At 66.1% G+C, this 25856-nt stretch carries 28 protein-coding genes and 1 tRNA gene; 7 read left to right on the top strand and 22 right to left on the bottom strand.

The window, feature by feature from the left end; genetic code table 11:
* Nucleotides 1-63 precede the first annotated feature (63 nt).
* The 4 genes from RI032_RS15140 to RI032_RS15125 form a co-directional block, all read right to left on the bottom strand.
* Nucleotides 64-705: a LysE family translocator gene (locus RI032_RS15140; RefSeq protein WP_019336882.1), complete on the bottom strand. Its 642-nt coding sequence runs from the start codon at nucleotides 703-705 to the stop codon at nucleotides 64-66.
* 98 nt (nucleotides 706-803) lie between these two features.
* Nucleotides 804-1412 carry an ATP-dependent Clp protease proteolytic subunit gene (locus RI032_RS15135; protein ID WP_019336883.1) on the bottom strand — a complete coding sequence of 203 codons (609 nt, stop codon included), beginning with the start codon at nucleotides 1410-1412 and terminating at the stop codon, nucleotides 804-806.
* 37 nt (nucleotides 1413-1449) lie between these two features.
* Nucleotides 1450-1800 carry an SRPBCC family protein gene (locus RI032_RS15130; RefSeq protein ID WP_260362724.1) on the bottom strand — a complete coding sequence of 117 codons (351 nt, stop codon included), beginning with the start codon at nucleotides 1798-1800 and terminating at the stop codon, nucleotides 1450-1452.
* Nucleotides 1800-2111 carry an ArsR/SmtB family transcription factor gene (locus tag RI032_RS15125; RefSeq protein WP_010486485.1) on the bottom strand — a complete coding sequence of 104 codons (312 nt, stop codon included), beginning with the start codon at nucleotides 2109-2111 and terminating at the stop codon, nucleotides 1800-1802. The genes RI032_RS15130 and RI032_RS15125 overlap by 1 nt, the downstream gene beginning before the upstream one ends.
* A gap of 85 nt (nucleotides 2112-2196) precedes the next feature.
* Here RI032_RS15125 and RI032_RS15120 point away from each other — a divergent pair, with 85 nt between their 5' ends.
* Entirely contained in the window at nucleotides 2197-2889 is a 693-nt protein-coding gene (locus RI032_RS15120; RefSeq protein ID WP_049434133.1) for an aspartate/glutamate racemase family protein, read from the top strand.
* 24 nt (nucleotides 2890-2913) lie between these two features.
* Here RI032_RS15120 and RI032_RS15115 read toward each other — a convergent pair whose 3' ends face one another.
* Entirely contained in the window at nucleotides 2914-3309 is a 396-nt protein-coding gene (locus RI032_RS15115) for a hypothetical protein (protein WP_012511691.1), read from the bottom strand.
* A 242-nt stretch (nucleotides 3310-3551) separates the two neighbouring features.
* On the opposite strand from RI032_RS15115, the gene RI032_RS15110 reads away from it, so the two are divergent.
* The 3 genes from RI032_RS15110 to RI032_RS15100 all read left to right on the top strand — a co-directional run bounded on the left by RI032_RS15110 (nucleotide 3552) and on the right by RI032_RS15100 (nucleotide 4938).
* Nucleotides 3552-4061, top strand: a complete 510-nt coding sequence (locus tag RI032_RS15110; RefSeq protein ID WP_010486479.1) for a DUF3011 domain-containing protein — start codon at nucleotides 3552-3554, stop codon at nucleotides 4059-4061.
* 86 nt (nucleotides 4062-4147) lie between these two features.
* The gene (locus tag RI032_RS15105) at nucleotides 4148-4501 is read left to right on the top strand and encodes a DUF6713 family protein (RefSeq protein WP_010486477.1); all 354 of its coding nucleotides are present in this window, start codon (nucleotides 4148-4150) and stop codon (nucleotides 4499-4501) included.
* On the top strand, nucleotides 4498-4938 hold the full coding sequence (locus tag RI032_RS15100) for a GNAT family N-acetyltransferase (protein ID WP_322547210.1): 441 nt from the start codon (nucleotides 4498-4500) through the stop codon (nucleotides 4936-4938). The genes RI032_RS15105 and RI032_RS15100 overlap by 4 nt, the downstream gene beginning before the upstream one ends.
* Nucleotides 4939-5006: 68 nt before the next feature.
* Here the strand turns inward: RI032_RS15100 and RI032_RS15095 are convergent.
* From RI032_RS15095 to thrS, 9 genes are all read right to left on the bottom strand, one after another.
* Nucleotides 5007-5083 (bottom strand) — tRNA-Pro (locus RI032_RS15095).
* Nucleotides 5084-5151: 68 nt separating this feature from the next.
* Nucleotides 5152-5508, bottom strand: a complete 357-nt coding sequence (locus RI032_RS15090; protein WP_005410431.1) for a MerR family transcriptional regulator — start codon at nucleotides 5506-5508, stop codon at nucleotides 5152-5154.
* Nucleotides 5489-5788 (bottom strand): integration host factor subunit alpha, encoded by a 300-nt coding sequence (locus RI032_RS15085; RefSeq protein WP_005410432.1) that lies wholly within the window; start codon nucleotides 5786-5788, stop codon nucleotides 5489-5491. Before RI032_RS15085 ends, RI032_RS15090 begins: the two co-directional genes overlap by 20 nt.
* 27 nt (nucleotides 5789-5815) lie before the next feature.
* Nucleotides 5816-8197, bottom strand: coding sequence for a phenylalanine--tRNA ligase subunit beta (gene pheT / locus RI032_RS15080; RefSeq protein WP_322547209.1), 2382 nt, complete (start codon nucleotides 8195-8197; stop codon nucleotides 5816-5818).
* A 121-nt stretch (nucleotides 8198-8318) separates the two neighbouring features.
* Nucleotides 8319-9314, bottom strand: coding sequence for a phenylalanine--tRNA ligase subunit alpha (locus RI032_RS15075; RefSeq protein WP_005417865.1), 996 nt, complete (start codon nucleotides 9312-9314; stop codon nucleotides 8319-8321).
* A 193-nt stretch (nucleotides 9315-9507) separates the two neighbouring features.
* Nucleotides 9508-9867, bottom strand: coding sequence for a 50S ribosomal protein L20 (gene rplT, locus RI032_RS15070; RefSeq protein WP_005410435.1), 360 nt, complete (start codon nucleotides 9865-9867; stop codon nucleotides 9508-9510).
* Between the two features lie 11 nt (nucleotides 9868-9878).
* Nucleotides 9879-10076 (bottom strand): 50S ribosomal protein L35, encoded by a 198-nt coding sequence (rpmI, locus tag RI032_RS15065; RefSeq protein ID WP_005410436.1) that lies wholly within the window; start codon nucleotides 10074-10076, stop codon nucleotides 9879-9881.
* 265 nt (nucleotides 10077-10341) lie between these two features.
* Nucleotides 10342-10884, bottom strand: coding sequence for a translation initiation factor IF-3 (gene infC / locus RI032_RS15060; RefSeq protein ID WP_005410437.1), 543 nt, complete (start codon nucleotides 10882-10884; stop codon nucleotides 10342-10344).
* Between the two features lie 48 nt (nucleotides 10885-10932).
* Complete coding sequence (gene thrS, locus RI032_RS15055) at nucleotides 10933-12834, bottom strand: threonine--tRNA ligase (RefSeq protein ID WP_010486466.1); 1902 nt, start codon at nucleotides 12832-12834, stop codon at nucleotides 10933-10935.
* Nucleotides 12835-13262: 428 nt separating this feature from the next.
* On the opposite strand from thrS, the gene RI032_RS15050 reads away from it, so the two are divergent.
* Genes RI032_RS15050 through RI032_RS15040 form a run of 3 tightly spaced genes read left to right on the top strand, consistent with a single transcriptional unit; the run spans nucleotide 13263 to nucleotide 15392 of the window.
* Entirely contained in the window at nucleotides 13263-13559 is a 297-nt protein-coding gene (locus RI032_RS15050) for a hypothetical protein (protein WP_005410439.1), read from the top strand.
* On the top strand, nucleotides 13559-13822 hold the full coding sequence (locus RI032_RS15045; RefSeq protein ID WP_049409275.1) for a hypothetical protein: 264 nt from the start codon (nucleotides 13559-13561) through the stop codon (nucleotides 13820-13822). Before RI032_RS15050 ends, RI032_RS15045 begins: the two co-directional genes overlap by 1 nt.
* Before the next feature lie 10 nt (nucleotides 13823-13832).
* The gene (locus RI032_RS15040) at nucleotides 13833-15392 is read left to right on the top strand and encodes a PepSY-associated TM helix domain-containing protein (protein WP_322547208.1); all 1560 of its coding nucleotides are present in this window, start codon (nucleotides 13833-13835) and stop codon (nucleotides 15390-15392) included.
* A gap of 24 nt (nucleotides 15393-15416) precedes the next feature.
* Here the strand turns inward: RI032_RS15040 and RI032_RS15035 are convergent, their stop codons facing one another.
* From RI032_RS15035 to nusA, 8 genes are all read right to left on the bottom strand, one after another.
* Entirely contained in the window at nucleotides 15417-15821 is a 405-nt protein-coding gene (locus RI032_RS15035; protein WP_010486459.1) for a VOC family protein, read from the bottom strand.
* Nucleotides 15822-15911: 90 nt separating this feature from the next.
* Nucleotides 15912-17102 carry a glycoside hydrolase family 18 protein gene (locus tag RI032_RS15030; RefSeq protein ID WP_049455698.1) on the bottom strand — a complete coding sequence of 397 codons (1191 nt, stop codon included), beginning with the start codon at nucleotides 17100-17102 and terminating at the stop codon, nucleotides 15912-15914.
* Nucleotides 17103-17379: 277 nt separating this feature from the next.
* On the bottom strand, nucleotides 17380-19488 hold the full coding sequence (gene pnp / locus RI032_RS15025) for a polyribonucleotide nucleotidyltransferase (protein WP_019336892.1): 2109 nt from the start codon (nucleotides 19486-19488) through the stop codon (nucleotides 17380-17382).
* 151 nt (nucleotides 19489-19639) lie between these two features.
* The gene (gene rpsO / locus RI032_RS15020; RefSeq protein WP_005410445.1) at nucleotides 19640-19900 is read right to left on the bottom strand and encodes a 30S ribosomal protein S15; all 261 of its coding nucleotides are present in this window, start codon (nucleotides 19898-19900) and stop codon (nucleotides 19640-19642) included.
* 173 nt (nucleotides 19901-20073) lie between these two features.
* The gene (gene truB, locus RI032_RS15015) at nucleotides 20074-20982 is read right to left on the bottom strand and encodes a tRNA pseudouridine(55) synthase TruB (RefSeq protein WP_019336893.1); all 909 of its coding nucleotides are present in this window, start codon (nucleotides 20980-20982) and stop codon (nucleotides 20074-20076) included.
* Nucleotides 20983-21087: 105 nt separating this feature from the next.
* Entirely contained in the window at nucleotides 21088-21471 is a 384-nt protein-coding gene (gene rbfA, locus RI032_RS15010) for a 30S ribosome-binding factor RbfA (RefSeq protein ID WP_005410447.1), read from the bottom strand.
* A 132-nt stretch (nucleotides 21472-21603) separates the two neighbouring features.
* Entirely contained in the window at nucleotides 21604-24249 is a 2646-nt protein-coding gene (gene infB, locus RI032_RS15005; RefSeq protein WP_010486450.1) for a translation initiation factor IF-2, read from the bottom strand.
* Between the two features lie 92 nt (nucleotides 24250-24341).
* Nucleotides 24342-25853: a transcription termination factor NusA gene (nusA, locus tag RI032_RS15000; protein ID WP_006458580.1), complete on the bottom strand. Its 1512-nt coding sequence runs from the start codon at nucleotides 25851-25853 to the stop codon at nucleotides 24342-24344.
* Between the last annotated feature and the right edge of the window lie 3 nt (nucleotides 25854-25856).

Here is a 25856-nt window from a genome sequence, read left to right as displayed (position 1 = left end):
GGATGATCAGGCTAGGCCGTGGCCGATGCGGCAGTCGTGAACAGGCCGCGTGCGCGGCGTGAATCAGCGCGGACGGAAGCGCAGCAGCGCGACGGCAAACGCCAGGAACACGCTGCCCACCAGCCGCTCGAACCAGCGTCGTGCAAACGGCTTGGCCAGCCAGCGGCGCAGGCCATGGCCACCGGCTGCATACATCACGTACCAGAACAGTTCGCAGGCGGCGAAGGTGGCCACCAGCACGCTGTACTGCAGTGCCTGGCCGCGTGACGGATCGACGAACTGCGGCAGGAACGCCGCCGCGAACAGCAGCAGCTTGGGATTGCTCAGGCCCACCAGAAGGCCACCACGGAACACGGTCCAGGCACCAAGCGTCGGCGTCATCGGCAGTGCGGCATCCACCGTCACCGCAGGCGCGGGACGGCAACTATCGCGCCATGCCTTCAGGCCCAGCCAGGCCAGGTAGGCCACACCCAGATAGCGCAGCACTTCGAACAGCATCGGCGAGGAATGAAGCAATGCGCTCAGGCCAGCAGCGGACGCGGCCAGCACCAGCAGCATCGCCAGCAGGCAGCCGGCCATCGCCGGCACACTGCCGCGGAAGCCGAGTCCGACGCTGCGGCCGAGGATATGCAGCATGTTCGGCCCCGGCGTGCCACACAGAACAAACACCGTGGCCAGGAACCACCACCAGGTATGCAGGGCCATAGCGCACATCCACTTCAGAAGACGCAACCAGCATAGAACGCGCCTGCAGCGCGCGGCACATACAGCACAGCGTGGATGTGGTGGTTACAGAGGCCGGCTCAGGCAGCGAGCGCGTCGCGCCGTACCAGTACCTGGTCGATCAGGCCCCATTCGCATGCCTGCTCGGCACTCATGAAACGATCGCGGTCCAAGGTCTGCTCGACGTCCTCGACACTGCGTCCGCAATGCTGCGCATACAGTCGGGTGATGCGCTGCTTGGTGCGCTGCATCTCCTCGGCGTGGATGAAGATGTCCGAAGCTTGGCCCTGCACCCCGCCCAGCGGCTGGTGCACGTGCAGGCTGGCATTGGCCAACGCCGCGCGGTGACCGGGCTCGCCGGCCATCAGCAGGAACGACCCCATTGACCGTGCGGTGCCCATGCACAGCGTATGCACCGGGGCCGAGATGTATTGCATCGTGTCGTACATCGCCAGGCCGCTGGAGATCACCCCACCCGGCGAGTTGATGTACAGATGGATCGGCTTCTCCGGGTTTTCCGATTCCAGGAACAACAACTGCGCGCAGACCAGCGCCGACACGGCGTCATCGACTTCGCCGTTGAGAAAGATGATGCGCTCGCGCAGGAGCCGCGAGTAGATGTCATAGGAGCGCTCGCCCCGCTCGCTGCGCTCCACCACCATCGGTACCAGCTGCATTCTGTCCGGCATGTTCCTGCTCCTTGTCCGGTGGGATTGAGGCGCCACCTCAGCCCGCGCGCATCATGGTGCGATGATCGTCGTTGGCGGCCAACGGCAGCGGCGCGCGCAGGTCGGTGAGCCGATGCACGATGGTCAGCACCGTCCCCCCACTGTCATCCGCGCGCAGCTGGAAACACACCAGGCTGTGCAGATGTGGGGGCTGCGCATCGCGCAAGTGGAACCCCAGCTCCCGTCCTTCCTCGCACAGGCAGGGCTGCGGGTCGGCAAGATCGGCTGCAGGCAACCAGCGCTCACGCAGCGCTGGATCGCACAGTGCGCGCCAGACCCGTCCCGGTGGCGCTGGCAGCCGTTGCTCCATCACCAAGGCGGGAGCCGCTTCGTTCAGAACGTCGTCCATCAGTCCATCTCCTCCAGCAGGTTCTGCAGTGCGGACATCCGCGCCGGCCAGTAGGCCCGGTAGCGCTGCAACCAGCGGCCGATGTGGGCCAGCCCGCGCGGATCGACCTCGTAGTGGACGAAGCGGCCTTGGCGCTGCTCATGCACCAGTCCGGCATCGCGCAGCACTGCCAGGTGCTGGGACATCGCAGACTGGCTGATCGCCATGCCCTCGCGCAGCGCGCTAGCATGCTGCCCGCCCTCGGCCAGCTTTTCGAAGATATGGCGGCGGGTGGGGTCGGCCAGCGCCTTGAACAGGGCGTTCTCGATCATGATCAATACATTAGTATCCACTAATGTTTAATGCAACCCTCCGATCTGCTGTGCTGCAATGACAGCCTCTTCCCTGGAGCAATGCATGAAGACCCTTGGCCTGATCGGCGGCATGAGCTGGGAAAGCTCGGCCCAGTACTACCGGCTCATCAACGAGGACGTACGGCAGCGCCTCGGTGGCGCGCACTCCGCGCAGCTGCTGCTGTGGTCGGTGGACTTCGCCCCGATCAAGCAGCTGCAGCACGACGGCGACTGGGATGCACTGGGCGACCACATGGTCGACGCCGCACGACGCCTGCAGGCCGGTGGTGCCGATCTGCTGCTGGTCTGCACCAACACCATGCACACGCTGGCCGACCGCATCGAGGCGGCCTGCCCACTGCCGCTGCTGCATATCGTCGACCCCACCGCCCAGGCCATCGTGCAGGCAGGCGCACGCAAGGTGGGCCTGCTCGGCACCGCCTTCACCATGGAGCAGGACTTCTACCGCGGCCGGCTGCAGGATCGCTTCGATCTGGAAGTGCTGGTGCCCGATGCCGATGACCGGCGCAGCGTGCACGACATCATCTACCAGGAGCTGATTGCCGGCGTGGTCAGCGAGCACTCACGGCAGGTCTATGCCGGCGTGATCGCGCGACTGGTGGCGCGCGGTGCCGAAGCGATCATTCTTGGCTGCACCGAGATCATGCTGCTGGTACGCCCGGAGGACAGTGCAGTGCCGTTGTTCGATACCACTGCCCTGCATGCGCGGGCTGCCGTGGACGCAGCACTGGCCTGATCCTGCCTTCGGTGCAGCGCGGAATCAGTCCGCGCCCTGCACTTCCAGCGCGGTGATCAGCCACTCGACCACCGCCTGGGAATCGCACAGGAAGAAGATGGCATCGCCGGAGCGCGCTTCGGTAAGCAGGCGATAGACCGTGATCGCCACCGCCGACTGGTTGGCGATGAACACTTCCGGGCTGCGCGGCCCTTCGCTGTGGCCGGCAACCGCGTGCAGCGCCTTGCGTGCGGCCACGGTCGCAGCCGGGTCCGCGCTGCGGGTCAGTTCCGGCCCGCGCAGGCCCCAGGCAATGAACACATGCTTGCCCTTGAACGTGGTGTCCAGGACCCGCACCTCGGCGCCGCCTGCGTCGGCCGAGCGATGAATGACGGTACTGCTGATCAACGCAACCCCCTGTGGTCGTCGTGGTCCGCGCATCCTCCCCCACAGGCCGCCCGCACACCAGTGACGGCAGCCACAGGCTGCGCCGACAGGCGTGGAAGACATGTAAGAAGGTGTAAACCGATGCGATCGGATGTGCAGCGATGATACGGGATGTAAGCCTCTGCATGGGCCCGTGCGCACTACTAAATCCTTACTGAGCCACATCCGGAACGATGCGTTCCGACGGCCTCGTGCTAGGTCATTCTTGCCGCCCGAATCCCCACTCGAGGCTCCCTATGACCCTTCGCCCGCTGCTGCCGATCACCGGCGCCGCCCTTGTCCTGCTGCTGGCCGCCACCGCCGTGGCCGCCCAGGACTACGACACTGATCACATTCCAGCGCTGCGCTGCGAATCCCAGTTCAACAAGACCGAGCAATGCCCCATCGAGGGCCCGATGCGCCTGGCCAGGCAACTGTCGGTCACCCGCTGCGTGGAGAACCAGAACTGGGGCCAGAGCCGCCGCACGTTATGGGTGACCGACGGCTGCCGCGCCGAGTTCGTCGCCGATGGATACGGGCGCTGGCCGGGACGTGGCCGCGGCCGTGACCGCGACAACGAGGGTGAACGCCTGGTCTGCGAGTCCTACGAGAACAAGGACAAGGAGTGCCGGATTCGCGTTCGTCACGAGGTACGGCTGGTCAAGCAGAAATCGGTGACGACCTGCATCGAGGACCGCAACTGGGGCTGGGACCGTCGCGGCGTGTGGGTCAGCGACGGCTGCCGTGCCGAGTTCCGGGTGTATTGACTGCCTGCCACGCGCTGGCTGCAACGCGTAGGCGTGCGTGCAAGGCGGAGTCGATAGACTATGGCCTGCATGGCAGGGAGCACGACATGGAACGATGGTATCTGGCGACGCTGCTGGCGTTGATCCTGCATCAGATCGACGCTGCGTTCTGGCAGGAATGGACCATGTTCCATGTGCCCGGCGGCATCCAGGGCTTCCTGCTGTTCAACCTGTTCGCAGTCGGCGCCGTGCTTTGGGGTTATCGCCATGCCCTGCTGGGTACATCCACGGCGCGCGGCTATGCACTGGTTTGTGGCGCGCTCGGCATTGGCACGGCGCTGATCCACCTGGCGTTTGCCCTGCTCGGTCGCAATGAATTCCACCTGCCGCTGTCGATCATCGTCCTGCTCGCCTGTTTTGTATCGGGTGGCGGTCTGTTGCTGCAGCTCCGCCCGCGATGAGCCGGACGTCCCGTTCTCCGCGCCTGCGTAACGGCAGCCCCCACGACGCGGATGCCTTGATCGCGCTCGACAGCGTGGCAGCCATTGATCCAGAGCGGATCATGCAGATTGGCAACTGGCTGGCACACGGCGGCCTGCATGTCGCCGAGCAGGACGGCAGGGGCGTCGGCTACCTGGTCATGCATCACCACTTCTTCGGCGAGGCCTTCGTCGAGATGCTGATGGTGGCGCGCGAACGCCGCGGCCACGGCATTGGTACCGCACTGCTGCGACACGCGATCGCACGGCGCGGTCGCGGCAAGCTGTTCACCTCGACCAATGCCTCCAACATCGGCATGCAGCGCCTGCTCGTTGCGTCGGGCTTCATCGACAGCGGCATCGTGCATGGATTGGATGACGGCGACCCGGAGCTGATCTACCGCTTCGCTGAAGACTGATCATCGGCACCAGCAGCGCGCACAAAAAAGCCCACGCATTGCTGCGCAGGCTTCTTGATTCATCACAGTGGTCGGGACGGCCGGATTCGAACCGACGACCCTCTGCCCCCCAGGCAGATGCGCTACCAGGCTGCGCTACGCCCCGACTGATGCTGCGATGTGCCCGCCAGTGCGGCGGGCCGTGAAGTATAGCGGATTACGATGGAAATGGGATCAGCGGCGCAACAACTGCAGCACTTCTTCCAGCTCCATGCGTACCTGCTTGATGATCTGGTTGCTCAGCGCCGATTCCTCGCGGGCATCGGGGCCGTCCAGACGCAGGCGTGCACCACCGATGGTGTAGCCCTGTTCGTACAGCAGGCTGCGGATCTGCCGCACCATCAGCACGTCATGGCGCTGGTAGTAGCGGCGGTTGCCTCGGCGCTTGGCCGGCTCAAGGCTGGGAAACTCGGTTTCCCAGTAGCGCAGGACGTGCGGCTTGACGTCGCACAGCTCGCTGACTTCACCGATGGTGAAGTAGCGCTTGGCCGGGATCGGCGGTAGTTCGCGGTTACTGCCCGGATCCAGCATAAGCTTCCACCCTCTCCTTGAGCTTCTGGCCCGGACGGAAGGTGACCACCGTACGGGCGGAAATCGGAATTTCCTCGCCGGTCTTGGGGTTGCGACCCGGGCGCTGGTTCTTGCGCCGCAGATCGAAATTACCGAAGCCCGACAGCTTCACCTGACGTCCCTGTTCCAATGCTTCACGCAGCACATCGAAAAACGCGTCGACGAATTCCTTGGCTTCCCGCTTGTTCAGACCGACTTCGTCGAACAGCTTTTCCGCCATCTCCGCCTTGGTCAATGCCATTGCCTGCTACCCCCGAGTGCTGCCCGCTCAGCCGCGGATCCGGGCGTGGTGTTCACGCTCGATGGCAGTGACCGCCTCGGCCACCACCGCATCCACGTCGCGGTCCGTCAGAGTGCGCGACTTGTCCTGCAAAATCAAGCCCATAGCGAGACTCTTGAATCCCGGCTCGACGCCCTGGCCGACATAGCGGTCGAACAGGTTCAGGTCGCGCAGCAGCGGGCCGGCGGCCTGCCGGACGGTCGCCGCCAGATCGGCCCAAGCCACCTGTTCAGGCACCAGGAACGCCAGGTCGCGACGCACCGCTGGGAAGCGCGACAGCTCGCCAGCACGGGGCAGGCGGCGGGCGGTCAGCGGTTCCAGATCCAGTTCGAAGGCGTAGACGTCGGATTCGATGTCCATCGCCTTGACCAGGCGCGGATGGACCTGGCCGATCCAGCCCATCGCCACGCCATCGCGGAACACCTCGGCCGAGCGCGCCGGGTGGCCGTAAGGACGGGCCGACGGGCGGAACTCCAGCTGCGCGCCACTGGCAGCGGCCAGCGATTCCAGGTCGCCCTTCAGATCGTGGAAGTCGACCTTGCGGGTCGGCAGGCCCCACTGCACCGCCTGCGCATCACCGCAGACCGCAGCGGCCACGCGCGGGGTTTCCAGCGGCGCCGGCTGGCCATCTCCGGCCTGCTGGGTGAACACCCGGCCGAGCTCGAACAGGCGCACGCGACCCAACTGGCGCGCGGCATTGCGGCCCAGCGTGGCGACCAGGCCCGGCAGCAGCGACGGGCGCATCACCGCCAGTTCGGCCGACAGTGGGTTGGCCAGCGGTACCAGGCCATCGCGCAGCTGCCACTGGGTCAGCAGCGCGTCGTCGACGAAGGCAAAGTTGACGGTTTCCTGCTGGTCGCGGGCGATCAGCTGGCGACGAACGCTCAGCGCGTCCAGCTGGGTCTCGCTCGGCATCGCCACGCGCGAGGCACCGCCCGGCAGCGTGGTCGGGATCTGCTCGTAACCGTGGATGCGGGCCAGTTCTTCGATCAGGTCTTCTTCGATGGCGATGTCGAAGCGGCGGCTCGGCGCGACGACCTGCCAGCCCTCGGCCGTCGCAGCCACGTCCATGCCCAGCGCGCGCAGGATGCGCTCGACTTCGGCGTCGTCGATGGTGATGCCCAGCACGCGGCTGATGCGCGCACGGCGCAGTACGATCGTCGCCGGCTGCGGCAGGTCATCGGCACGCACGGCCTCGGTGACCGGCGCCGGGGTACCGCCGGCGAGGTCCAGCACCAGGCGGGTGGCGTATTCGATGGCGGTGCGCGGCAATGCCGGGTCGACGCCACGCTCGAAGCGGTGGCCGGCATCGGTGTGCAGGCCGAGCTTGCGGCCACGGCCCATGATCGCGGCCGGCGCGAAGTGCGCAGCTTCCAGGAACACGGCGGTGGTCGCGTCGGTGACGCGGGTATCGAAGCCGCCCATCAGGCCGGCCAGACCGACCGCACGGTCAGCATCGGTAACCACCAGGAAGCTGTCGTCCAGTGCGGCATCGCGGCCGTCCAGCAGCTTCAGGCGCTCGCCCGCACGCGAACGGCGCACGGCGATGCTGCCCTGCAGGGTACCGAGGTCGTAGGCATGCATCGGCTGGCCCAGCTCCAGCATCACGTACTGGGTGATGTCGACCAGCAGCGAGACCGGACGCACACCGCTGCGGCGCAGGCGCTCAGCCATCCACAGCGGGGTCTTGGCAGCGGCGTTGACGCCTTCGATGACGCGGCCCAGGTAACGCGGTGCTTCGGCGCCGGCGTCGAGCTGGATCGACAGTTCGCGGCTGCCGACCGGCGCAATGGCGTCGGCCGCGAAGTCCAGCACTTCACTGCGGGTGGCGGCGGCGACGTCGTAGGCGATGCCGCGCAGGCTGAAGCAGTCGGCACGGTTCGGGGTCAGCTTGATCTCGATGCTGGCGTCCGGCAGCCCCAGATACTCGACCAGGGACTGGCCGACCGGTGCGTCGTCCGGCAGTTCCAGCAGGCCGGAGGCATCGTTGTCCAGGCCCAGCTCCTTGGCCGAGCACAGCATGCCGTTGGACTCGACGCCGCGCAGCTTGGCCGGCTTGATCTTCAGCTCGCCGATCTGCGCGCCGACCATCGCCAGCGGCGCGACCAGGCCCGGGCGCGCGTTCGGTGCGCCGCACACGATCTGCAGCAGCTCGCCCTGCCCGGCATCGACCTTGCACACCTGCAGGCGATCGGCTTCGGGATGGCGCACCGCTTCGACGATGCGCGCCACGACCACGTGCTCGAGGCCTTCGCCAAGCGCGGTCACCTCTTCCACTTCCAGGCCGATGGCGGTCAGCACCGCGCTGAGCTCATCGCGCGAGGCGGAGGTCGGGACGTGGCTGCGCAGCCAGTTTTCGGAGAATTTCATGGTGTCACCCTGGTGGGAGGTGTGCCTCCCGTTGCGGTTTTTGTGGTCGCCCAGCGCATGCGCAAGGAGGCGTCCATCCAGAAAAGCAGCCGAGCATGGCTCGGCTCTACACGGTTGCGGCTTACGCGAACTGCTTCAGGAACCGCACGTCGTTCTCGAAGAACGCGCGCAGGTCGTTGACGCCGTAGCGCAGCATCGCGAAACGCTCCACGCCCATGCCGAAGGCAAAGCCGGTGTAGCGCTCCGGATCGATGCCGACATTGCGCAGCACGTTCGGATGGACCATGCCGCAGCCGAGCACTTCCAGCCAGCGGGTGCTGCCATCGGGCTGCTGCCAGGCGATGTCCACTTCCGCACCCGGTTCAACGAACGGGAAGTAGCTGGGACGGAAACGCATCTCGAAGTCGCGCTCGAAGAACGCGCGCACGAACTCGGCCAGCGTGCCCTTCAGGTCGGCGAAGGTCGAATGCTCGTCCACCAGCAGGCCTTCGACCTGGTGGAACATCGGCGAGTGGGTCTGGTCGCTGTCGCTGCGGTACACCTTGCCGGCGGCGATCATGCGCAGCGGCGGCGCGTGGTCGCCCATGTAGCGCACCTGCACACCGGAGGTATGCGTGCGCAGCAGGCGTCCGTCGCCGAAGTAGAAGGTGTCGTGCATGGCGCGCGCCGGGTGGTGCGGCGGGAAGTTCAGCGCCTCGAAGTTGTGCCAGTCGTCCTCGATCTCCGGCCCTTCCGACAGCTCGTAGCCCAGCCGGCCGAAGATGCCGGTGATGCGCTCCAGGGTGCGGGTGATCGGGTGCAGGCCGGCGCGGTCGCCGTTGCGACCCGGCAGGGTGATGTCGATGGCTTCGGCGGCCAGGCGCGCATCCAGTGCCGCGTCTTCCAGCAGTGCCTTGCGCTCACCCAGCGCGCGGGTCAGCGCATCGCGGGCCTGGTTGATCGCTTCACCGGCGGCCTTGCGCTCGTCGGCCGGCAGCGCGCCGAGCTGCTTGAGCTGCGAAGTGATGCTGCCACTCTTGCCAAGCAGGGCCACGCGCAGCTGTTCCAGCACGTCGGGGCTCTGTGCGGCGGCCACATCGGCCAGCGCCTGGGTGGTGAGGGATTGGATGTCGCTCATGGGGGGCCGGAACTCCAGTCGATCTGCCATCGCGATGCGCGAAGGGCCGACCCCTGTCGCCACCGCCGTCCCCGCGCTGCCATCGTGGCCTCGCCGGGACCCAAAAAAGAATGGGGAAGGACTTGCGCCCTTCCCCATGCATTGCCTTGACCTGACACCGTTCCGAGTGAACGGTTACGGCATCGGGAAGGACTTATGCCGCCAGCGCGCCCTTGGCCTTTTCGGCCAGCGCAGCAAAACCGGCTGCGTCGTGCACGGCGATGTCAGCCAGGACCTTGCGATCCAGGGTGATGCCGGCCTTCAGCAGACCGTTCATGAAGCGGCTGTAGCTCAGGCCGTTGATGCGGGCAGCCGCATTGATACGGGTGATCCACAGCGAACGGAAGTTGCGCTTCTTCTGCTTACGGCCGATGTAGGCGTACTGCTGAGCCTTGATGACCGCCTGCTTGGCGACGCGGAAGACCTTGCGACGGGCGTTGTAATAGCCCTTGGCGAGATCCAGAATCTTCTTGTGGCGGCGACGCGCCTGTACGCCACGCTTAACTCGTGCCATTTTTCAGTTCCTCAGAGGTAAGGGAGCATGCGGTCCAGACGGCCTGCGTCTTCTGCACGGACATGGCCCGTCTGACGCAGATTACGCTTACGCTTGGTCGCTTTCTTCGTGAGGATGTGGCTACGGTTGGCGTGGCCGCACTTGTACTTGCCCGAGGCGGTCTTGCGGAAACGCTTGGCCGCTGCCCGGTTGGTCTTGATCTTGGGCATTGCAATGTCCTTGATGGGATATGACCCTGGTTTCTGACTGATCTGGCGGCGGCCTGGGCCGCTCTTTCCGTCCTGCCATGATCGGCGTACGACCCGTCCTGGGTGGGTCGAGCCGGGCATGATACAGGCAAAACCGCCCTGCCACCAGCCCCTGCAACCCTTTCACGGCAATTCACCGGCATGCCGCAAAAGCGAAGGGGCGCCGATGGCGCCCCTTCACCCTGAACCGTTCAGCCAGGCGCCCCGGAGGGCGGCCCGTCAGGCCTCAGGTCTTCTTCTTCGGCGCGATCATCATGACCATCTGACGCCCTTCCAGGCGCGGACGGGATTCAATGACGATGTCCTCGCCCAGATCGGTCTCGATCCGGTTGGCCATTTCGCGGCCCAGTTCCTGGTGGCTCATTTCACGGCCACGGAAGCGGATGTTGACCTTGATCTTGTCACCATCCTCAAGGAACCCGCGCATCTTGCGCAGCTTGATCTGGTAGTCGCCCTCGTCCGTGACCGGACGGAACTTCACTTCCTTGATCTCGACCTGCTTGGTCTTCTTCTTGGCCTCGCTGGCCTTCTTCTGCGCTTCGAACTTGAACTTGCCGAAGTCCATGATCTTGCAGACCGGCGGATCGGCCTGCGGCTGGATTTCGACCAGGTCCAGGCCTTCATCTTCGGCCATGGACAGCGCTTCGTCGCGCGACAACACGCCGATCATTTCTCCGTCACTGCCGATCACGCGGACGCGCGGCACACGGATTTCCTGATTCTTGCGGTTCTGTTTGTTGTCAGGGGTGCTGATATTACGTTCTCCCAAGGGTATCGAACCGGTCCGGGTGCCTGTGCGCCCGGACCGGACCTTTGCTTACGCGCCCTCGGCGTGGAGCCGCTCGATGAAGGCCTGCAGGCTCATGCTGCCCAGATCTTCGCCAGAACGCGTACGCACCGCCACAGCCCCATTTTCCTTCTCGCGGTCACCAATGACCAGCAGGTAGGGCACGCGCTGCAACGTATGCTCGCGGATTTTATAGCCGATCTTCTCGTTACGCAAATCCGAGCTGACGCGGAAGCCTTGCTCCGCAAGGGTTTTGGTCACGCCCGAGACGTAGTCGGCCTGGGCGTCGGTGATGTTGGCCACCACCACCTGGGTCGGGGCCAGCCAGGCCGGGAACTGGCCGGCATGGTGCTCGATCAGGATGCCCAGGAAGCGCTCCATCGAGCCGACGATGGCCCGGTGCAGCATGACCGGGTGCTTCTTCTGGCTGTTCTCGTCCACGTACTCGGCGCCCAGGCGGCCCGGCATCATGAAGTCGACCTGCATGGTGCCCAGCTGCCAGGTACGGCCGATGGCGTCCTTCAGGTGGTACTCGATCTTCGGGCCATAGAAGGCCCCCTCGCCCGGCAGCTCCTGCCATTCCACGCCACAGGCGGTCAGCGCCGAGCGCAGCGCGCCCTCCGCTTTGTCCCAGGTCGCATCGTCACCCAGGCGCGATTCCGGGCGCAGGGCGATCTTGATCTGGATGTCGTCGAATCCGAAGTGCTGGTAGACCGCCAGCGCCTGCTGATGGAAGGCCGTCACTTCCGACTCGATCTGGTTTTCCGTGCAGAACACGTGGCCGTCGTCCTGGGTGAAGCCACGCACGCGCAGGATGCCGTGCAGCGCGCCGGACGGCTCGTTGCGGTGGCAGGAACCGAACTCACCGTAGCGGATCGGCAGGTCGCGGTAACTGTGCAGGCCCTGGTTGAACACCTGGATGTGGCCCGGGCAGTTCATCGGCTTGACCGCGTAGGTGCGCTTCTCCGATTCGGTGAAGAACATGTTGTCCTGGTAGTTGTCCCAGTGGCCGGACTTCTTCCACAGGCTCACGTCCAGGATCTGCGGGCAGCGCACTTCGCCGTAGCCGCTGTTGCGGTAGACCTTGCGCATGTACTGCTCGACCACCTGCCACAGCGCCCAGCCCTTCGGGTGCCAGAACACCAGGCCCGGCGCTTCTTCCTGCAGGTGGAACAGGTCCTGCTGCTTGCCGATGCGGCGGTGGTCGCGCATCTCGGCTTCCTCGATGCGCTTGATGTACGCCTCAAGCTGCTTCTTGTCCGCCCAGGCGGTGCCGTAGATGCGCTGCAGCTGTTCGTTCTGCGCGTCGCCACGCCAGTAGGCGCCGGAGATGCGGGTCAGCTTGAAGGCCTTCAGGAAGCGCGTGTTCGGCACGTGAGGGCCACGGCACATGTCCACGTATTCCTGATGGTAGTACATGCCCATCGCCTGGATGTCGTCGGACATGTCCTCGATCAGGCGCAGCTTGTAGTCCTCACCACGGGCCTTGAAGATCTCGATCACTTCGGCGCGCGGCGTCATCTTCTTGATGACGTCGTAGTCCTGGGCGATCAGTTCACCCATGCGCTTCTCGATCGCGGCCATGTCGTCCGGGGTGAACGGGCGCTCGGAGTAGATGTCGTAGTAGAAGCCTTCGGCGATCACCGGGCCGATCACCATCTTCACATCCGGGTACAGCTGCTTGACGGCGTGGCCGACCAGGTGGGCGCAGGAGTGGCGGATGATCTCCACGCCCTCCTCGTCCTTGGCGGTGATGATGCGCAGGCTGGCATCGTGGTCGATGACGTCGCTGGCATCGACCAGCACGCCATCCACGGCACCGGCGATGGTGGCCTTGGCCAGGCCGGCACCGATCGACTGGGCGACGTCCATGACGCTGACGGGGTTTTCAAACTCGCGGCGGCTGCCGTCGGGGAGGGTAATGTTGATCATCGGAGTGGCTTCGTGCGGGGCCCGCTGGGCGGGCTGGAAAGCGCTCCCGGGGCGGCGCCCGGGCAATAAAAAAGCGCCACGAGGGCGCCAGGGACACAGGGCCTTCGGGGGCAGGTCAACAGTGGGCGGTGGTAGTGCTCATGTCGCACGCTCGGCCGGCGCTGGGCGCGGGCCACCTTGTTCCAGTCAGGGAATGTGATGATCTTAAACCAGCGCACCGGAAAGCCCAAGGGCTACCGTACGGTACGCTGAATGGCCCTCGCTGGCGGCGTGAAAACGCAATGATTACCATGTCCGCGCAGCCCGCCCCGTGCCAGCCTGCCCGCTTCCCCCCAGGACCTCGTGATGCGCCACCCGCTCCGACCGGCTCCCGCCGGCCCCGCCCGTGCCCCGCGTTCGCTGGCCCGCTGCCACGGCGGCCGCCCGCAATGATCACCGTCGGCCTTTCCACCCTGGGCTTCTGCAGCCTGGGCATGCTGGCGGCGATGTTCTCCGCGCTGGCCTTCTATGCCGCCTCGCCGCACTGCCGCTGGCCGCGCCTGCGCCGCGCCGGCCGCCTGGGCCGCCAGATCGGCCTGGTCGCGGCCGCCGCCGCGCTGTGGCTGTGGATGGCCGAGCTCGGCTTTGCCGCCGGCCTGGTGGCCATGCTGTGCACCTGGATGCTGGCGGCGATGCTGCTGCCGGCACTGGCCGCCTGGCATCGCCCGGGCACGGAGTCGCCCTGATGTGGCCGCGCGCCTTCGCCGGCATCGTCGCCGGCTTCTTCCTGGCCGCGGCCGCGACCGGCCTGCTGGCATGGCTGCCGCCCGGCCCCTGGCAGCGGGCGCTGGTGCCGACCCTGATCGCTTTCATCCCGCTGTGGATGCTGGCCGCCCTGTGGGCGTTCAGTTTCCGCAGCGCGCTGCGCGCCTGGCTGGTGCTGGGCGGCAGCGCCGCCGCCGGCTTCGGCGTGCTCGGGCTGCTGCGCCTGACCGGCGCGGTGCAATGAGACCTCTCCCATGAAGTTCAGTTCGCAGACGCTGCGCACGTTCACCACCCTGCACACCTGGGTCGGCCTGGTCGCCGGGTTCGGCCTGTTCGTGGCCTTCTACGCCGGTGCGCTGACCCTGTTCCATCACGACCTGCCGCTGTGGCAGACCCCGGGCGCGGCCACCGCACTGCCAGCCGGGCTGGACGATGCGCAGTACCTGCTGGAAGACGTACTGGCGACACACCCGGAAGCCCGCCGCCACGTCGGCATGACCTTCCCCGGCGCCGACCACCCGCAGCCACTTGCGTACTGGCAGGCCGATGATGGCAGCTGGCGTTATGCCTGGCCGGGGCAGATTGGCGGCAGCCCGACGCCGCCGCAGACCGGGCTGGCCGAGCTGGTCAACGAGCTGCACTACAGCCTGGGTCTGCCCGTGGCCGGCATCTACGTGATGGGCATTGTCAGCCTGCTGTACGGCATGGCGCTGCTCAGCGGTCTGGTGATCCATCTGCCGAAGCTGCTCGGCGACCTGTTCGCGCTGCGTCCGGGGCGCAACCTGAAACAGCTGTGGCAGGACGCGCACAACGTGATCGGCGTACTGAGCCTGCCCTTCCACCTGATGTTCGCGGTGACCGGCGCCCTGCTCTGCCTGGTGTTCGTGCAGATGGCCCTGCTCAACCCCCTGATCTTCGACGGCAAGGCCCTGCAGGCCGTGCCAACAGCGATGGACACCGCACCGGTGCGTGAAGCGACCGGCATCCCCTCGCCGCCGGGCAGCCTGCGCGTGCTGCAGGCGCGGGCGCTGGAGGTGGCGCGCGCACAGGGCGTGACCAGCTTCGAGCCGGCCTACCTGAAGCTGGCCAACGCGGGCGACACCAACGCCACCATCGAGATCACCGGCGAATCCACCGGCACCCTCGGCCCGCTCGGCGCCGTGGCGCTGGATGTCGCCACCGGCGAGGTACTGGCCACCCAGCTGCCAGGCCAGCGCGACGCCAACCACGCCACGCTCAGCGCCGCCTATGCGCTGCACTTCGGCGAGTTCGGCAACGGGGTGGTGGTCTGGCTGTACTTCCTGCTCGGCCTGGGCGGTGCGTTCCTGTTCTACTCGGGCAACCTGCTGTGGATCGAGTCGCGGCGCAAGCGTCGCCAGCCGCAGCAACCGCGTGCCGGAGTGAACATGGCACGGGCCACGGTCGGCGTGTGCATCGGCCTGTGCGTGGCGATCTCGGTCGCGTTCCTCACCGCGCTGGTGCTGGAACGGCTGGCGCCGGCGGCGGTCGACCACGGCATCCGCTGGGCCTGCTTCGGCAGCTGGGCGGCCTGTGCGCTGTGGGCCGCGCTGCGCCGCCCGGCACAGGCCGCACGCGAGCTGCTGTGGGCGGCGGCAATCAGTACTGCGCTGGTGCCGATCCTGCACGGCGCACTCAATGATGACTGGCTGTGGCGTGCGGCCGCGCGTGGCCACTGGCCGCTGTTCTGGGTCGATGCCATCGCGCTGGCCATGGCCTTCGGCTTCGCCCGCCTGGCAGTGGCCAGTCAACGCCGCGCCCGCAACGGCGATCCGAACAGCGTCTGGGCCAACTGAGCCTTCGCCGGGCATGGCCCGGCGCTACCGGAGCAGGTGCGCTGGGTCCAGGTAGCGGCTGACTTCGATCAGGTTGCCATCCGGGTCGCGGAAGTACACCGATTCGATTGGACCCAGTGCGCCGGTGCGGGCCACCGGCCCCTCCTCCACCGCGACGGCCTGCGCCTGCAGGTGTGCCAGCACATCGATTGTCGCCGTAAGCGTGACCAGGCACAGGTCGGCACTGCCCGGCGTGGGTCGTAACGCATGCGGCTGCAGCGGGGCACTGGCCGGATGCAGATTGATCTTCTGCTGGCCGAACTGCAGCGCGGTACGTCCCGCGCCGAAGCGCACGACCTGCATGCCGAGCACGCGCTGGTAGAAATCACAGCTGCGGTCGATGTCGGCGACGGTGAGGACCAGATGGTCCAGGCGTTCGAGATGGATCATGCCCGCAGCGTAACGCTGCGGGCGTGGACATGCTGTGCGGGGTTGGGCCGATGGCGTTGCGGCATTGCGCCGGGCATCGCCTGATGCAGCTCAATCGCCGATGCGCGCCTTCTGCCAGGGGCCCAGCATGGCGTTGAGCAGGCTGGCCTGCTCGTCGTCGCCGGTCAGCTCCCACATGAATACACCGGCCAGGCCCTGCTCGCGGGCGAACTGCGCACGCAGCCCGATCGAGCGCGGGTCTTCATAGCTGATGAAGACCTTCTGTTCGGCGTTGTACAGCCACGGGCTCTGCGCCTGCGGCTGCCAGTGCTTCGTCCAGCCCGGCTGGTCGAGATAGCGCGCCTTGATCACCCGCCAGTCGCCTGCATCGGCCGGTGCGCTGTAGGGCTGGTACAACCCATCCGGGGCATCACCTGTAACCTTGAAGCCGCGCCCGTAGAACGGCACGCCCAGCACCAGCTTGTGGGCCGGTACGCCGTGGTCGCGGTAAAACTGCACGGCACCGGCCACGTTGTTCCAACGGCGCAGCTCCGGCGCCAGTGGATCGGCCGCCACCTCAAGCAGCGGTGCGTTGAAGGTCGACACCGCCGAGAAGCCGGTGCCCATGTCGTAGCTCATCAGGTTGATGAAATCGAACACCTTGGCCAGCGCCGGCAGGTCGTAGCTCGCCGCCGGATCGTAGGGGCCATCCGTCTGCAGGCGACCGGCGGCCAGCGCGGCGGTCAGCAGCATCGGCTGCCCCGCCTTGCGACCGCGCGCATCAAGTGCCACGCGGAACGCCTGCGCGAGCCGGGTCAGGTTGGCGCGATCCTGCGGGCGGTGCGCCAGTTCCTTCGGCCCACCACTGACCGGGAATTCCCAGTCGATGTCCACACCATCGAAGCTGCCTGCATGGCGCTCGAAGAACAGCGTCATGCATGAGTCGACCAGGCGCTTGCGGCTGGTTTCGGTCAGTGCCGCATCGGAGAACCCGCCTGCGCCCCAGCCACCGATCGAAATCAGCGTGCGCAGGTGCGGATGCGCCTTCTTGAGTTCGGCCAGTGCGGCGAAATTCTTCGGCGCTTCCGCACCGATCGTGCAGCGCCCGTCCTCGATGGTCGAGAACGCGTAGAACAGGTGGGTCAGGCGCTCGGCCGGAATGCTCGACACCGGATAGCGCTCGGCGGAACCACCGGGGTAGTAGGCACCGAAGATCGGCGGCTGTGCGGGCGCAGCGTGCGCGGCAATGGGCAGGGCGCCGGCAATCAGTACGGCAAGGACGGCCACAGTCTGGCGGAACATGGAATCTCCCGGTTCGAAGGCGCCGCCACGTTAGCAAACCGATGGGGCTGTGGGACCGATGTCGTGGCATGTCGTCCGATGGACAGGCGCGATCCGTGCAACGGTGACAGAACAATGGCTGCGTAGCGCCTCTCACGCACCGCAGCAGGACATGCGGCGACCTGGGTGAGCGGTTGTTCGCAACTTCGAGGCAAAGAAAAAGCGGGCCGAAGCCCGCTTTTTCATTTCAGCGATTCCAGGAGCGTGTCAACCAAGCAAGGTTGACACCCACCGCCGATTATTCGGCGCTGACGGCGTCGCCTTCTTCCACGGCCTTCATCGACAGGCGGATACGGCCCTGCTTGTCGACTTCCAGCACCTTGACCTTGACCACATCGCCTTCCTTCAGCACGTCGCCGACCTTCTCGACGCGATCGCTGGAGATCTGCGACACGTGGACCAGACCGTCCTTGCCCGGCAGGATCGTGACGAACGCACCGAAGTCCATGATCTTGGCGACCTTGCCTTCGTAGATGCGGCCCGGCTCGACGTCCGAGGTGATCTGCTCGATGCGGGCCTTGGCGGCCTGGGCAGCGATGGCGTTGACCGATGCGATGACGATGGTGCCGTCGTCCTGGATGTCGATCTGGGTGCCGGTTTCCTTGGTGATGGCCTGGATGGTCGAACCACCCTTGCCGATCACTTCGCGGATCTTGTCCGGGTGGATCTTGATGGTCAACAGGCGCGGCGCGTAGTCCGACAGCTCTTCACGCGGAGCGGTCAGGCCGTGGGCCATTTCGCCCAGGATGTGCAGACGGCCAGCCTTGGCCTGCTGCAGGGCCTGCTTCATGATCTCTTCGGTGATGCCTTCGATCTTGATGTCCATCTGCAGGGCGGAGATGCCCTCAGCGGTACCGGCCACCTTGAAGTCCATGTCGCCCAGGTGATCTTCGTCACCCAGGATGTCGGACAGGACGACGAAGCGCTCGCCTTCCTTGACCAGACCCATGGCGATACCGGCAACCGGCGCCTTCACCGGCACGCCGGCGTCCATCAGGGCCAGCGACGAGCCGCAGACCGAAGCCATCGACGAGGAACCGTTCGACTCGGTGATTTCCGAGACGACGCGGATGGTGTACGGGAAGGCTTCCAGCGACGGCATGACAGCCAGCACGCCGCGCTTGGCCAGGCGACCGTGGCCGATTTCGCGGCGCTTCGGGCCCATCATACGGCCGCACTCACCCACCGAGAACGGAGGGAAGTTGTAGTGGAACAGGAAGTTTTCCTTGTACTCACCGGCAACGGCGTCGATGACCTGGCCGTCACGGGCGGTGCCCAGGGTGATGGTCACAATGGCCTGGGTTTCGCCGCGGGTGAACAGCGAGGAACCGTGGGTACGCGGCAGCACGCCGGTCTTCACGGTGATCGGGCGGACGGTGTCCAGCGCACGGCCGTCGATGCGCACCTTGGTGTCCAGCACCGAGTCACGCATGGTGCGGTATTCCAGCTCGCCGAATTCCTTCGACAGCTCGGCCGGGTTCCAGCCTTCGGCGGCCACGCGGCCTGCCAGGGCTTCGACCACGTCCTTCTTGATTGCCGAGATGGCGTCGCGGCGCTGCAGCTTGTCGCGCACCTGGAAGGCTTCGCCCAGGCGCGGGCCGATGGCTTCCTTCAGGGCGGCGATCAGCGCGTCGTTCTTGGCCGGGGCTTCCCAGGTCGACGGCTTGGTACCGGCTTCGACGGTCAGCTCGTTGATCGCGTTGATGACCTTCTGCATCTCGCGGTGACCGAAGGTCACGGCGCCCAGCATCACTTCTTCGGACAGCAGCGCGGCTTCGGATTCAACCATCAGCACGGCGTTGGAGGTGCCGGCGACGACCAGTTCCAGCTGCGAGTCAGCCAGTTCGCTGACGGTCGGGTTCAGGATGTACTCGCCGTTCTTGTAACCGACCTTGGCAGCGCCGATCGGACCCATGAACGGGGTGCCGGCCAGGGCCAGGGCAGCCGAGGCGCCGATCAGGGCCGGGATGTCACCGTCCACGTCCGGGTTCAGCGACATGACCGTGGCGATGATCTGCACTTCGTTCTTGTAGTCTTCGGGGAACAGCGGGCGGATCGGACGGTCGATCAGACGCGAGATCAGGGTTTCCTTCTCGGTCGCACGGCCTTCACGCTTGAAGAAACCACCCGGGATACGGCCGCCGGCGTAGAACTTTTCCTGATAATCGACGGTCAGCGGGAAGAAGTCCTGGCCTTCGCGCGCGCTCTTGGCGGCGACGGCGGTGACCAGCAGTACGGTGTCGTCCATCTTGACGATGACGGCACCGCTGGCCTGACGGGCGACTTCGCCGGTCTCGAGCGTGACGGTGTGCTTGCCGTACTGGAAGGTTTTGGTGATTTTTGCCACGGAGGGTGTCCTTGGGGATGCTGTCTGCGAATTTGGACCGTCGGCGACCCTTGCCGCCAGCGGGTGGCCGGATCGTTCCGGCCTGAATCGGGGATTGCGGTGCTACAAAACAAAACCGCGGCGCATCGCTGCGCCGCGGGGGATTCGTTGCTTAGCGACGCAGGCCAAGCTTTTCGATCAGGGCCTTGTAACGCTCGACGTCCTTCTTCTTCAGGTAGTCGAGCAGGCTGCGACGGCGGTTGACCATCTGCAGCAGGCCGCGGCGGCTGTGGTGGTCCTTCTTGTGGGTCTTGAAGTGGCCGGTCAGCAGTTCGATGCGCGCGGTCAGCAGTGCAACCTGGACTTCCGGGGAGCCGGTGTCAGCCGAGCTGCGCTTGTTGTCTTCAATGACCTTCTGGGTGTCGATCGACATTTCTTTTTTCTCTGTGATGCGTGGCCGGCAGGAACGCGCTTCGCGCACCGCCAGGCTCGCCGTGGACTACGAGGATGAAACCTGCGCGAGGCAGGCTGCCGGAAAACGGCCGCGAAATTGTAACGGTCGGGGGGCCTCGGAACAAGGTCCGGGGCTGAACCGTCCGGGCCCGGTCAGAGGTTGAAACGACGCTGCGGAGCCAGCAGGCCACTGTCATCGACCTGACCCAACCCCTGGACAGCATCGTCCGGACCGAACACGGCCACCAGACCACGGGGCCACGACAGATCGCGCTGGCGCTGGCCGACGCAGAAGCGGTGGGCCTGGTCGGCATCGAGGTCGACCCGCGGGTATTCAGCCAGGCCGGCCGCCAGCGGCAGCAGCAGCGCGTCCATGCCCGCCTCGTCACCCGCCTCGACCATCGCCCGCAGCTGATCCAGGGTGACCATCGCCGGTTCACGGAACGGCTCGACCCAGAGCCGGCGCAGCGCACTGATATGCGCGCCACAGCCCAGCGCCTCGCCCAGATCGCGGGCCAGGCTGCGGATATAGGTGCCCGAGCCGCAGGTCACACGCAGCCGCAACCGCTCCGGCTGCTGCTCGAGCACCTCGATGGCGTGCACCTGCACCTCGCGCTCCGGCGCTTCAATGACGTCACCGCGGCGGGCCTTCACATACAGCGGCTCCCCGCCCTGCTTCAGCGCCGAATAGATCGGGGCGCGCTGGCGGATGCTGCCGGTCAGCGGCGCCAGCGCCGCCTGCAGGGTCTCGGCACTGATCGAAGGCACCGGGCGCTGCAGCAGCACCTGGCCTTCGGAATCGTCGGTGTCGGTGGTCTGGCCCAGCATGATCTCGGCGTCGTAGGCCTTGGCCGAGCCGAGCAGCAGGCCGGCAATCTTGGTCGCCTCGCCGAAGCACAGCGGCAACAGGCCGGTGGCCAGCGGGTCGAGACTGCCGGTATGGCCGCCCTTTTCGGCACGGAACAGGCGACGAGCCACCTGCAGGGCGGCGTTGGAACTCATGCCGGTCGGCTTGTCGAGCAGCAGGATGCCATCCAGACGGCGGAACTGAATTCGGGTCATGACAGGACGTTGTAGAGCCGAGCCATGCCCGGCTGCCGCAACGCGGCCCGCACAGGCGTCGCGTTGCCGGAATGAAAAGACGCCGGGCATGGGCCCGGCGCTGGCTTATTCTTCGTCGCTCTCGCGACGCTTCTCCGCGGCCAGCGTATCGGGCAGGTCGCGCAGGATGTTGTCGATGTGCTCACCACGGTCGACCGAGTCGTCGTAGTGGAAATGCAGCTCCGGCACGTGGCGCAGCTTCATCGCGCGGGCCAGATCCATGCGCAGGCGGTAGCCCAGCTCCTTCAGGCCTGCCACGGCTTCAGCCGAACGTTCCGGCATCAGCGCGGTGACGAACACCTTGGCATGGGCCATGTCGCGGGTGATTTCCACGTCGGACACGCTCACCGAGGGCAACCCATGCTCGCGCACGGCGTTGTGCACCAGGGTGCCGAGTTCACGGCGCAGCTGGGCGGAGACACGGTCGGTTCGATGGAAAGTCTTGGGCACGAGGAGCTCTTGGTTCAGTTGTCGCCCGACCAACGGTCGGGCGCTACCTTTGATTCGATTGTCGCCCGACCAACGGTCGGGCGCTACAGGTACATGGTAGGGCCGGACCGTTGGTCGGGCCACCTTGCAGCATTACAGGGTGCGCGGCACTTCGATACGCTCGAAGCACTCGATCTGGTCACCCGGCTTGACGTCGTTGTAGGCCTTCACCGCGATACCGCATTCGGTACCGTTGCGGACTTCCTCGACGTTTTCCTTGAAGCGGCGCAGCGATTCCAGTTCGCCTTCGAAGATCACCACGCTGTCGCGCAGCACGCGGATCGGCTTGTTGCGCTTGACCACGCCCTCGATGACCATCGAGCCGGCAACGGCGCCCAGCTTGGAGCTGCGGAACACGTCGCGGACCTCGGCGATACCGATGATCTCTTCGCGGATCTCCACGCCCAGCAGACCGGAGGCCACCTGCTTCACCTGATCGATCACGTCATAGATGATCGAGAAGTAACGCAAGTCGACGCCGTTGGATTCGATGATGCGACGGGCCGAAGCATCCGCACGCACGTTGAAGCCGATGACGGTGGCCTTCGAAGCAGCCGCCGAGTTGGCGTCCGATTCGGTGATGCCGCCCACGCCGGAGTGGATCACGTTGATGCGGATGTCGTCGTTGGACAGCGCGACCAGTGCCTGGCTCAAGGCCTGCACCGAACCCTGCACGTCGGCCTTGATGACCAGGTTGAGGACCTGCTGGCCCTCGCCCTTGCCCAGGGTCGCCATGATGTCTTCCATGCGGCTGCCAGCGGTGGCCACCAGGCGCGATTCACGGCGCTTGGTCTCACGCTGCTGGGCAACGTCCTTGGCCAGGCGCTCATCCTCGACGACCACGAAGTCGTCACCGGCTTCCGGCACGCCGGACAGGCCCAGGACCTGCACCGGGATGGACGGGCCGGCGAACTCCGGCTGCTTGCCGGTTTCGTCGAACAGCGCACGCACGCGGCCGTACTGGATGCCGCACACCAGGTAGTCGCCCTTCTTCAGGCGGCCCTGCTGCACCAGCACGGTCGCGACCGGGCCACGGCCCTTGTCCAGCGACGATTCGATCACCACGCCCGAGGCGCGGCCTTCGTCGACGGCCTTCAGCTCCAGCAGTTCGGCCTGGATCGAGATGGCGTCCAGCAGGTCGTCGATGCCCAGGCCGGTCTTGGCCGAGATCTCCACCATCTGGGTATCACCACCGAAGTCTTCGGCCACGACCTGCTCGGACAGCAGTTCGTTCTTGACCCGCATCGGGTCGGCGTCGGACTTGTCGATCTTGTTGATCGCCACGATCAGCGGCACACCCGCCGAACGGGCGTGCTGGATCGCTTCCTTGGTCTGCGGCATGACGCCGTCATCGGCGGCCACGACCAGCACCACGATATCGGTCAGCTTGGCGCCGCGGGCACGCATCGAGGTGAAGGCAGCATGGCCCGGGGTATCCAGGAAGCTGATCACGCCCTTCGGCGTATCCACGTGGTAGGCACCGATGTGCTGGGTGATGCCGCCGGCTTCGCCGGTGGCGACCTTGGTACGGCGGATGTAATCCAGCAGCGAGGTCTTGCCGTGGTCGACGTGGCCCATGATGGTGACCACCGGCGGACGCTGGGTGGCTTCGCCCTGGTTTTCACCGGTCGAGGCCAGCAGTGCGTCTTCGGCATCGTTGTCATTGGCACGGATTGCCTTGTGACCGAGTTCTTCGGTCACCAGCGCGGCGGTGTCATGGTCGATGGACTGGGTGATGGTGGCCATCACGCCCATCTTGAACAGCGCCTTGACCACCTCACCGCCCTTCAGCGCGAGCTTCTGCGCCAGGTCGGCCACGGTGATCGTGTCGCCGATCGCCACTTCACGCACCACCGGCGCGGTCGGACGCTCGAAGGCGTGCGGACCGGCATTGTTGCCACCGCGCGACATGTCGCGACGGCCACCCGCCTGGTTGCGCCCGCCCGGACGACCACGGGTGTTGCTGTTGTTGCTGTTGCCACGACGCGCGCGGTCGGCAGCCGACAGGTGCATCTGGCCGGCGAAACGGTCGCCCGGGCCACGCTCGTTGCGCGGCGCGCTGCGGTTGTTGCGGTCGTCGTTGCGCGGCGGCGGCGGCGCACTGCGCGGCGCAGCCGGAGCGGCGGCCGGCGTGCGTGGCGGCCGCGGCGCGGTTTCATCGATCGGAGCGCGCTTGGGCTTGGTGGCGGCCAGTGCCTCGGCAGCCTTGGCGGCAGCCGCAGCCTCTTCGGCAGCCTTCTTCTCGGCCTCTGCGCGTTCCTTGGCCGCAATCTCTTCCTCACGGGCGCGGACGATGGCTTCGTCGCGCAGACGATCCTTCTCGGCCAGGGCCTGCTGTTCGGCGAGGTTGCGGGCACGCGACTCTTCCAGCTTGCGCAGGATGTCGGCGCGCTCTTCGTCCGGCGTCATGGCGCGCGCACCATCCTTGACGTAGGTGCGCTTCTGGCGCACCTCGACATTCACGGTCGTCTTGCTGCGACCGGAATTGACCGTCACTTCCTGCTGCTTCCGGCGGTTGAGCGTGATCTTCTTTGCAGACTGATCGGTCTCTTCCGGGGCCTGCTCGGGCTTGCCGTGCGAACGACGAAGGAAGCCCAGGAGCTTAACCTTCTCGGAGCTGGTCACGACCTGGTCGGGACCGCTGAACTTCATGCCGGCACCGGCCAGCTGTTCCAGCAGTTTTTCGACCGGCGTGTTGACCAGTTCGGCAAGCTTGCGGATGGTGGTTTGCTGCGACATTCGGATCCTATGATCTTGTGGGCGCCCCCCCGCATCTGGAGGTGGCGCGGATTCTACGCCCTGAGCGGCTCAGGGCCCTGTTCATTGCCGGCTCATTCGCCGCGTTCCAGTCGGGCGATCTCTTCGGCACGGGCGGCCAGGATCAGCGCAGCGGCGCGCGCCTGATCCAGTCCTTCGATACCGAAGTCCATGACCTCGTCGGCGGCCAGGTCGGACAGGTCCTCGCTGGTACGCACGCCGTGGCCGGCCAGCGCATATGCGGTGGCTTCGTCCATGCCCTTCAGGGACAGCAGGTCCTGCGCCGGCTGGCCGTCTTCAAGGCCTTCTTCGACTGCCAGGGCCTCATTGAGCAGCGCATCGCGGGCACGAGCGCGCAGCTCTTCGACGATGTCTTCGTCGAAACCTTCCACGGCCAGCAGTTCGCCGACCGGGACATAAGCGATTTCCTCGACGGTACCGAAGCCTTCGCTGACCAGGATGCCGGCGATCTCTTCGTCAACTTCCAGCTTGTCCATGAACAGCTGGCGGGCCGACGCCTGCTCGGCTTCCGACTTGGCGGTGACCTGGTCCTGGGTCATCACGTTGAGCTGCCAGCCGGTCAGGCGGCTGGCCAGGCGCACGTTCTGGCCGCCCTTGCCGATCGCCTGGGCCAGGCGGTCTTCAGCGACAGCCAGGTCCATCGAGTGCTTGTCTTCATCAACGATGATCGACTGCACTTCGGCCGGCGCCATCGCGTTGATGACGAAGTTGGCCGGGTTGTCGTTCCACAGCACGATGTCCACGCGCTCGCCATTGAGCTCGTTGGACACGGCCTGCACGCGCGAACCGCGCATGCCGATGCAGGCACCGATCGGATCGGTGCGCTGGTCGTGGGCCAGCACGGCGATCTTGGCGCGGTCGCCCGGATCGCGGGCACAGGCCTTGATTTCCACCAGGCCCTGGCCGACTTCCGGCACTTCCAGCTTGAACAGCTCGATCATGAATTCCGGGGCGGCACGGCTGATGAACAGCTGCGGGCCACGCGGTTCCGAACGGACTTCGGCCAGGTAGCCGCGCACGCGGTCTCCGGCGCGCAGCACGTCGCGCGGAATGCCCTTGTCCTTCGGGATGAAGCCTTCGGCGTTGCCACCGAGGTCGACGTAGATGTTGCCGCGCTCGGCGCGCTTGACCACACCGGTGATCAGCTCACCCACGCGATCCTTCCATGCATCCACGACCTGCTGGCGCTCGGCTTCGCGCACGCGCTGGACGATGACCTGCTTGGCGGCCTGGGCAGCGATGCGGCCGAAATCCGGGTTCTCGATCTGCTCTTCGATGTAGTCGCCGACGTCCACGCCTTCGGCTTCATCGACCGCGTCCATCAGGCGGATCTGGCGATCCGGCGATTCCATGACCACGTCATCGGCCACCACTTCCCAGCGGCGGTAGGTTTCGTAGCTGCCATCCTTGTGGTCGATGACCACGCGGGTCAGCACTTCCTCGTCGGGATAGCGCTTCTTCGCTGCCGAGGCCAGGGCGGCCTCGATGGCATCGAAGATCACTTCACGCGGCACGCCCTTCTCGTTGGCGACTGCGTCGACTACCAGCAACAGTTCCTTGCTCATTGG

Origin of the sequence: Stenotrophomonas geniculata (assembly GCF_034508895.1) — a bacterium.
Taxonomy (GTDB): Bacteria; Pseudomonadota; Gammaproteobacteria; order Xanthomonadales; family Xanthomonadaceae; genus Stenotrophomonas; species Stenotrophomonas geniculata.
This window is presented reverse-complemented; position numbering and strand designations above follow the sequence as displayed.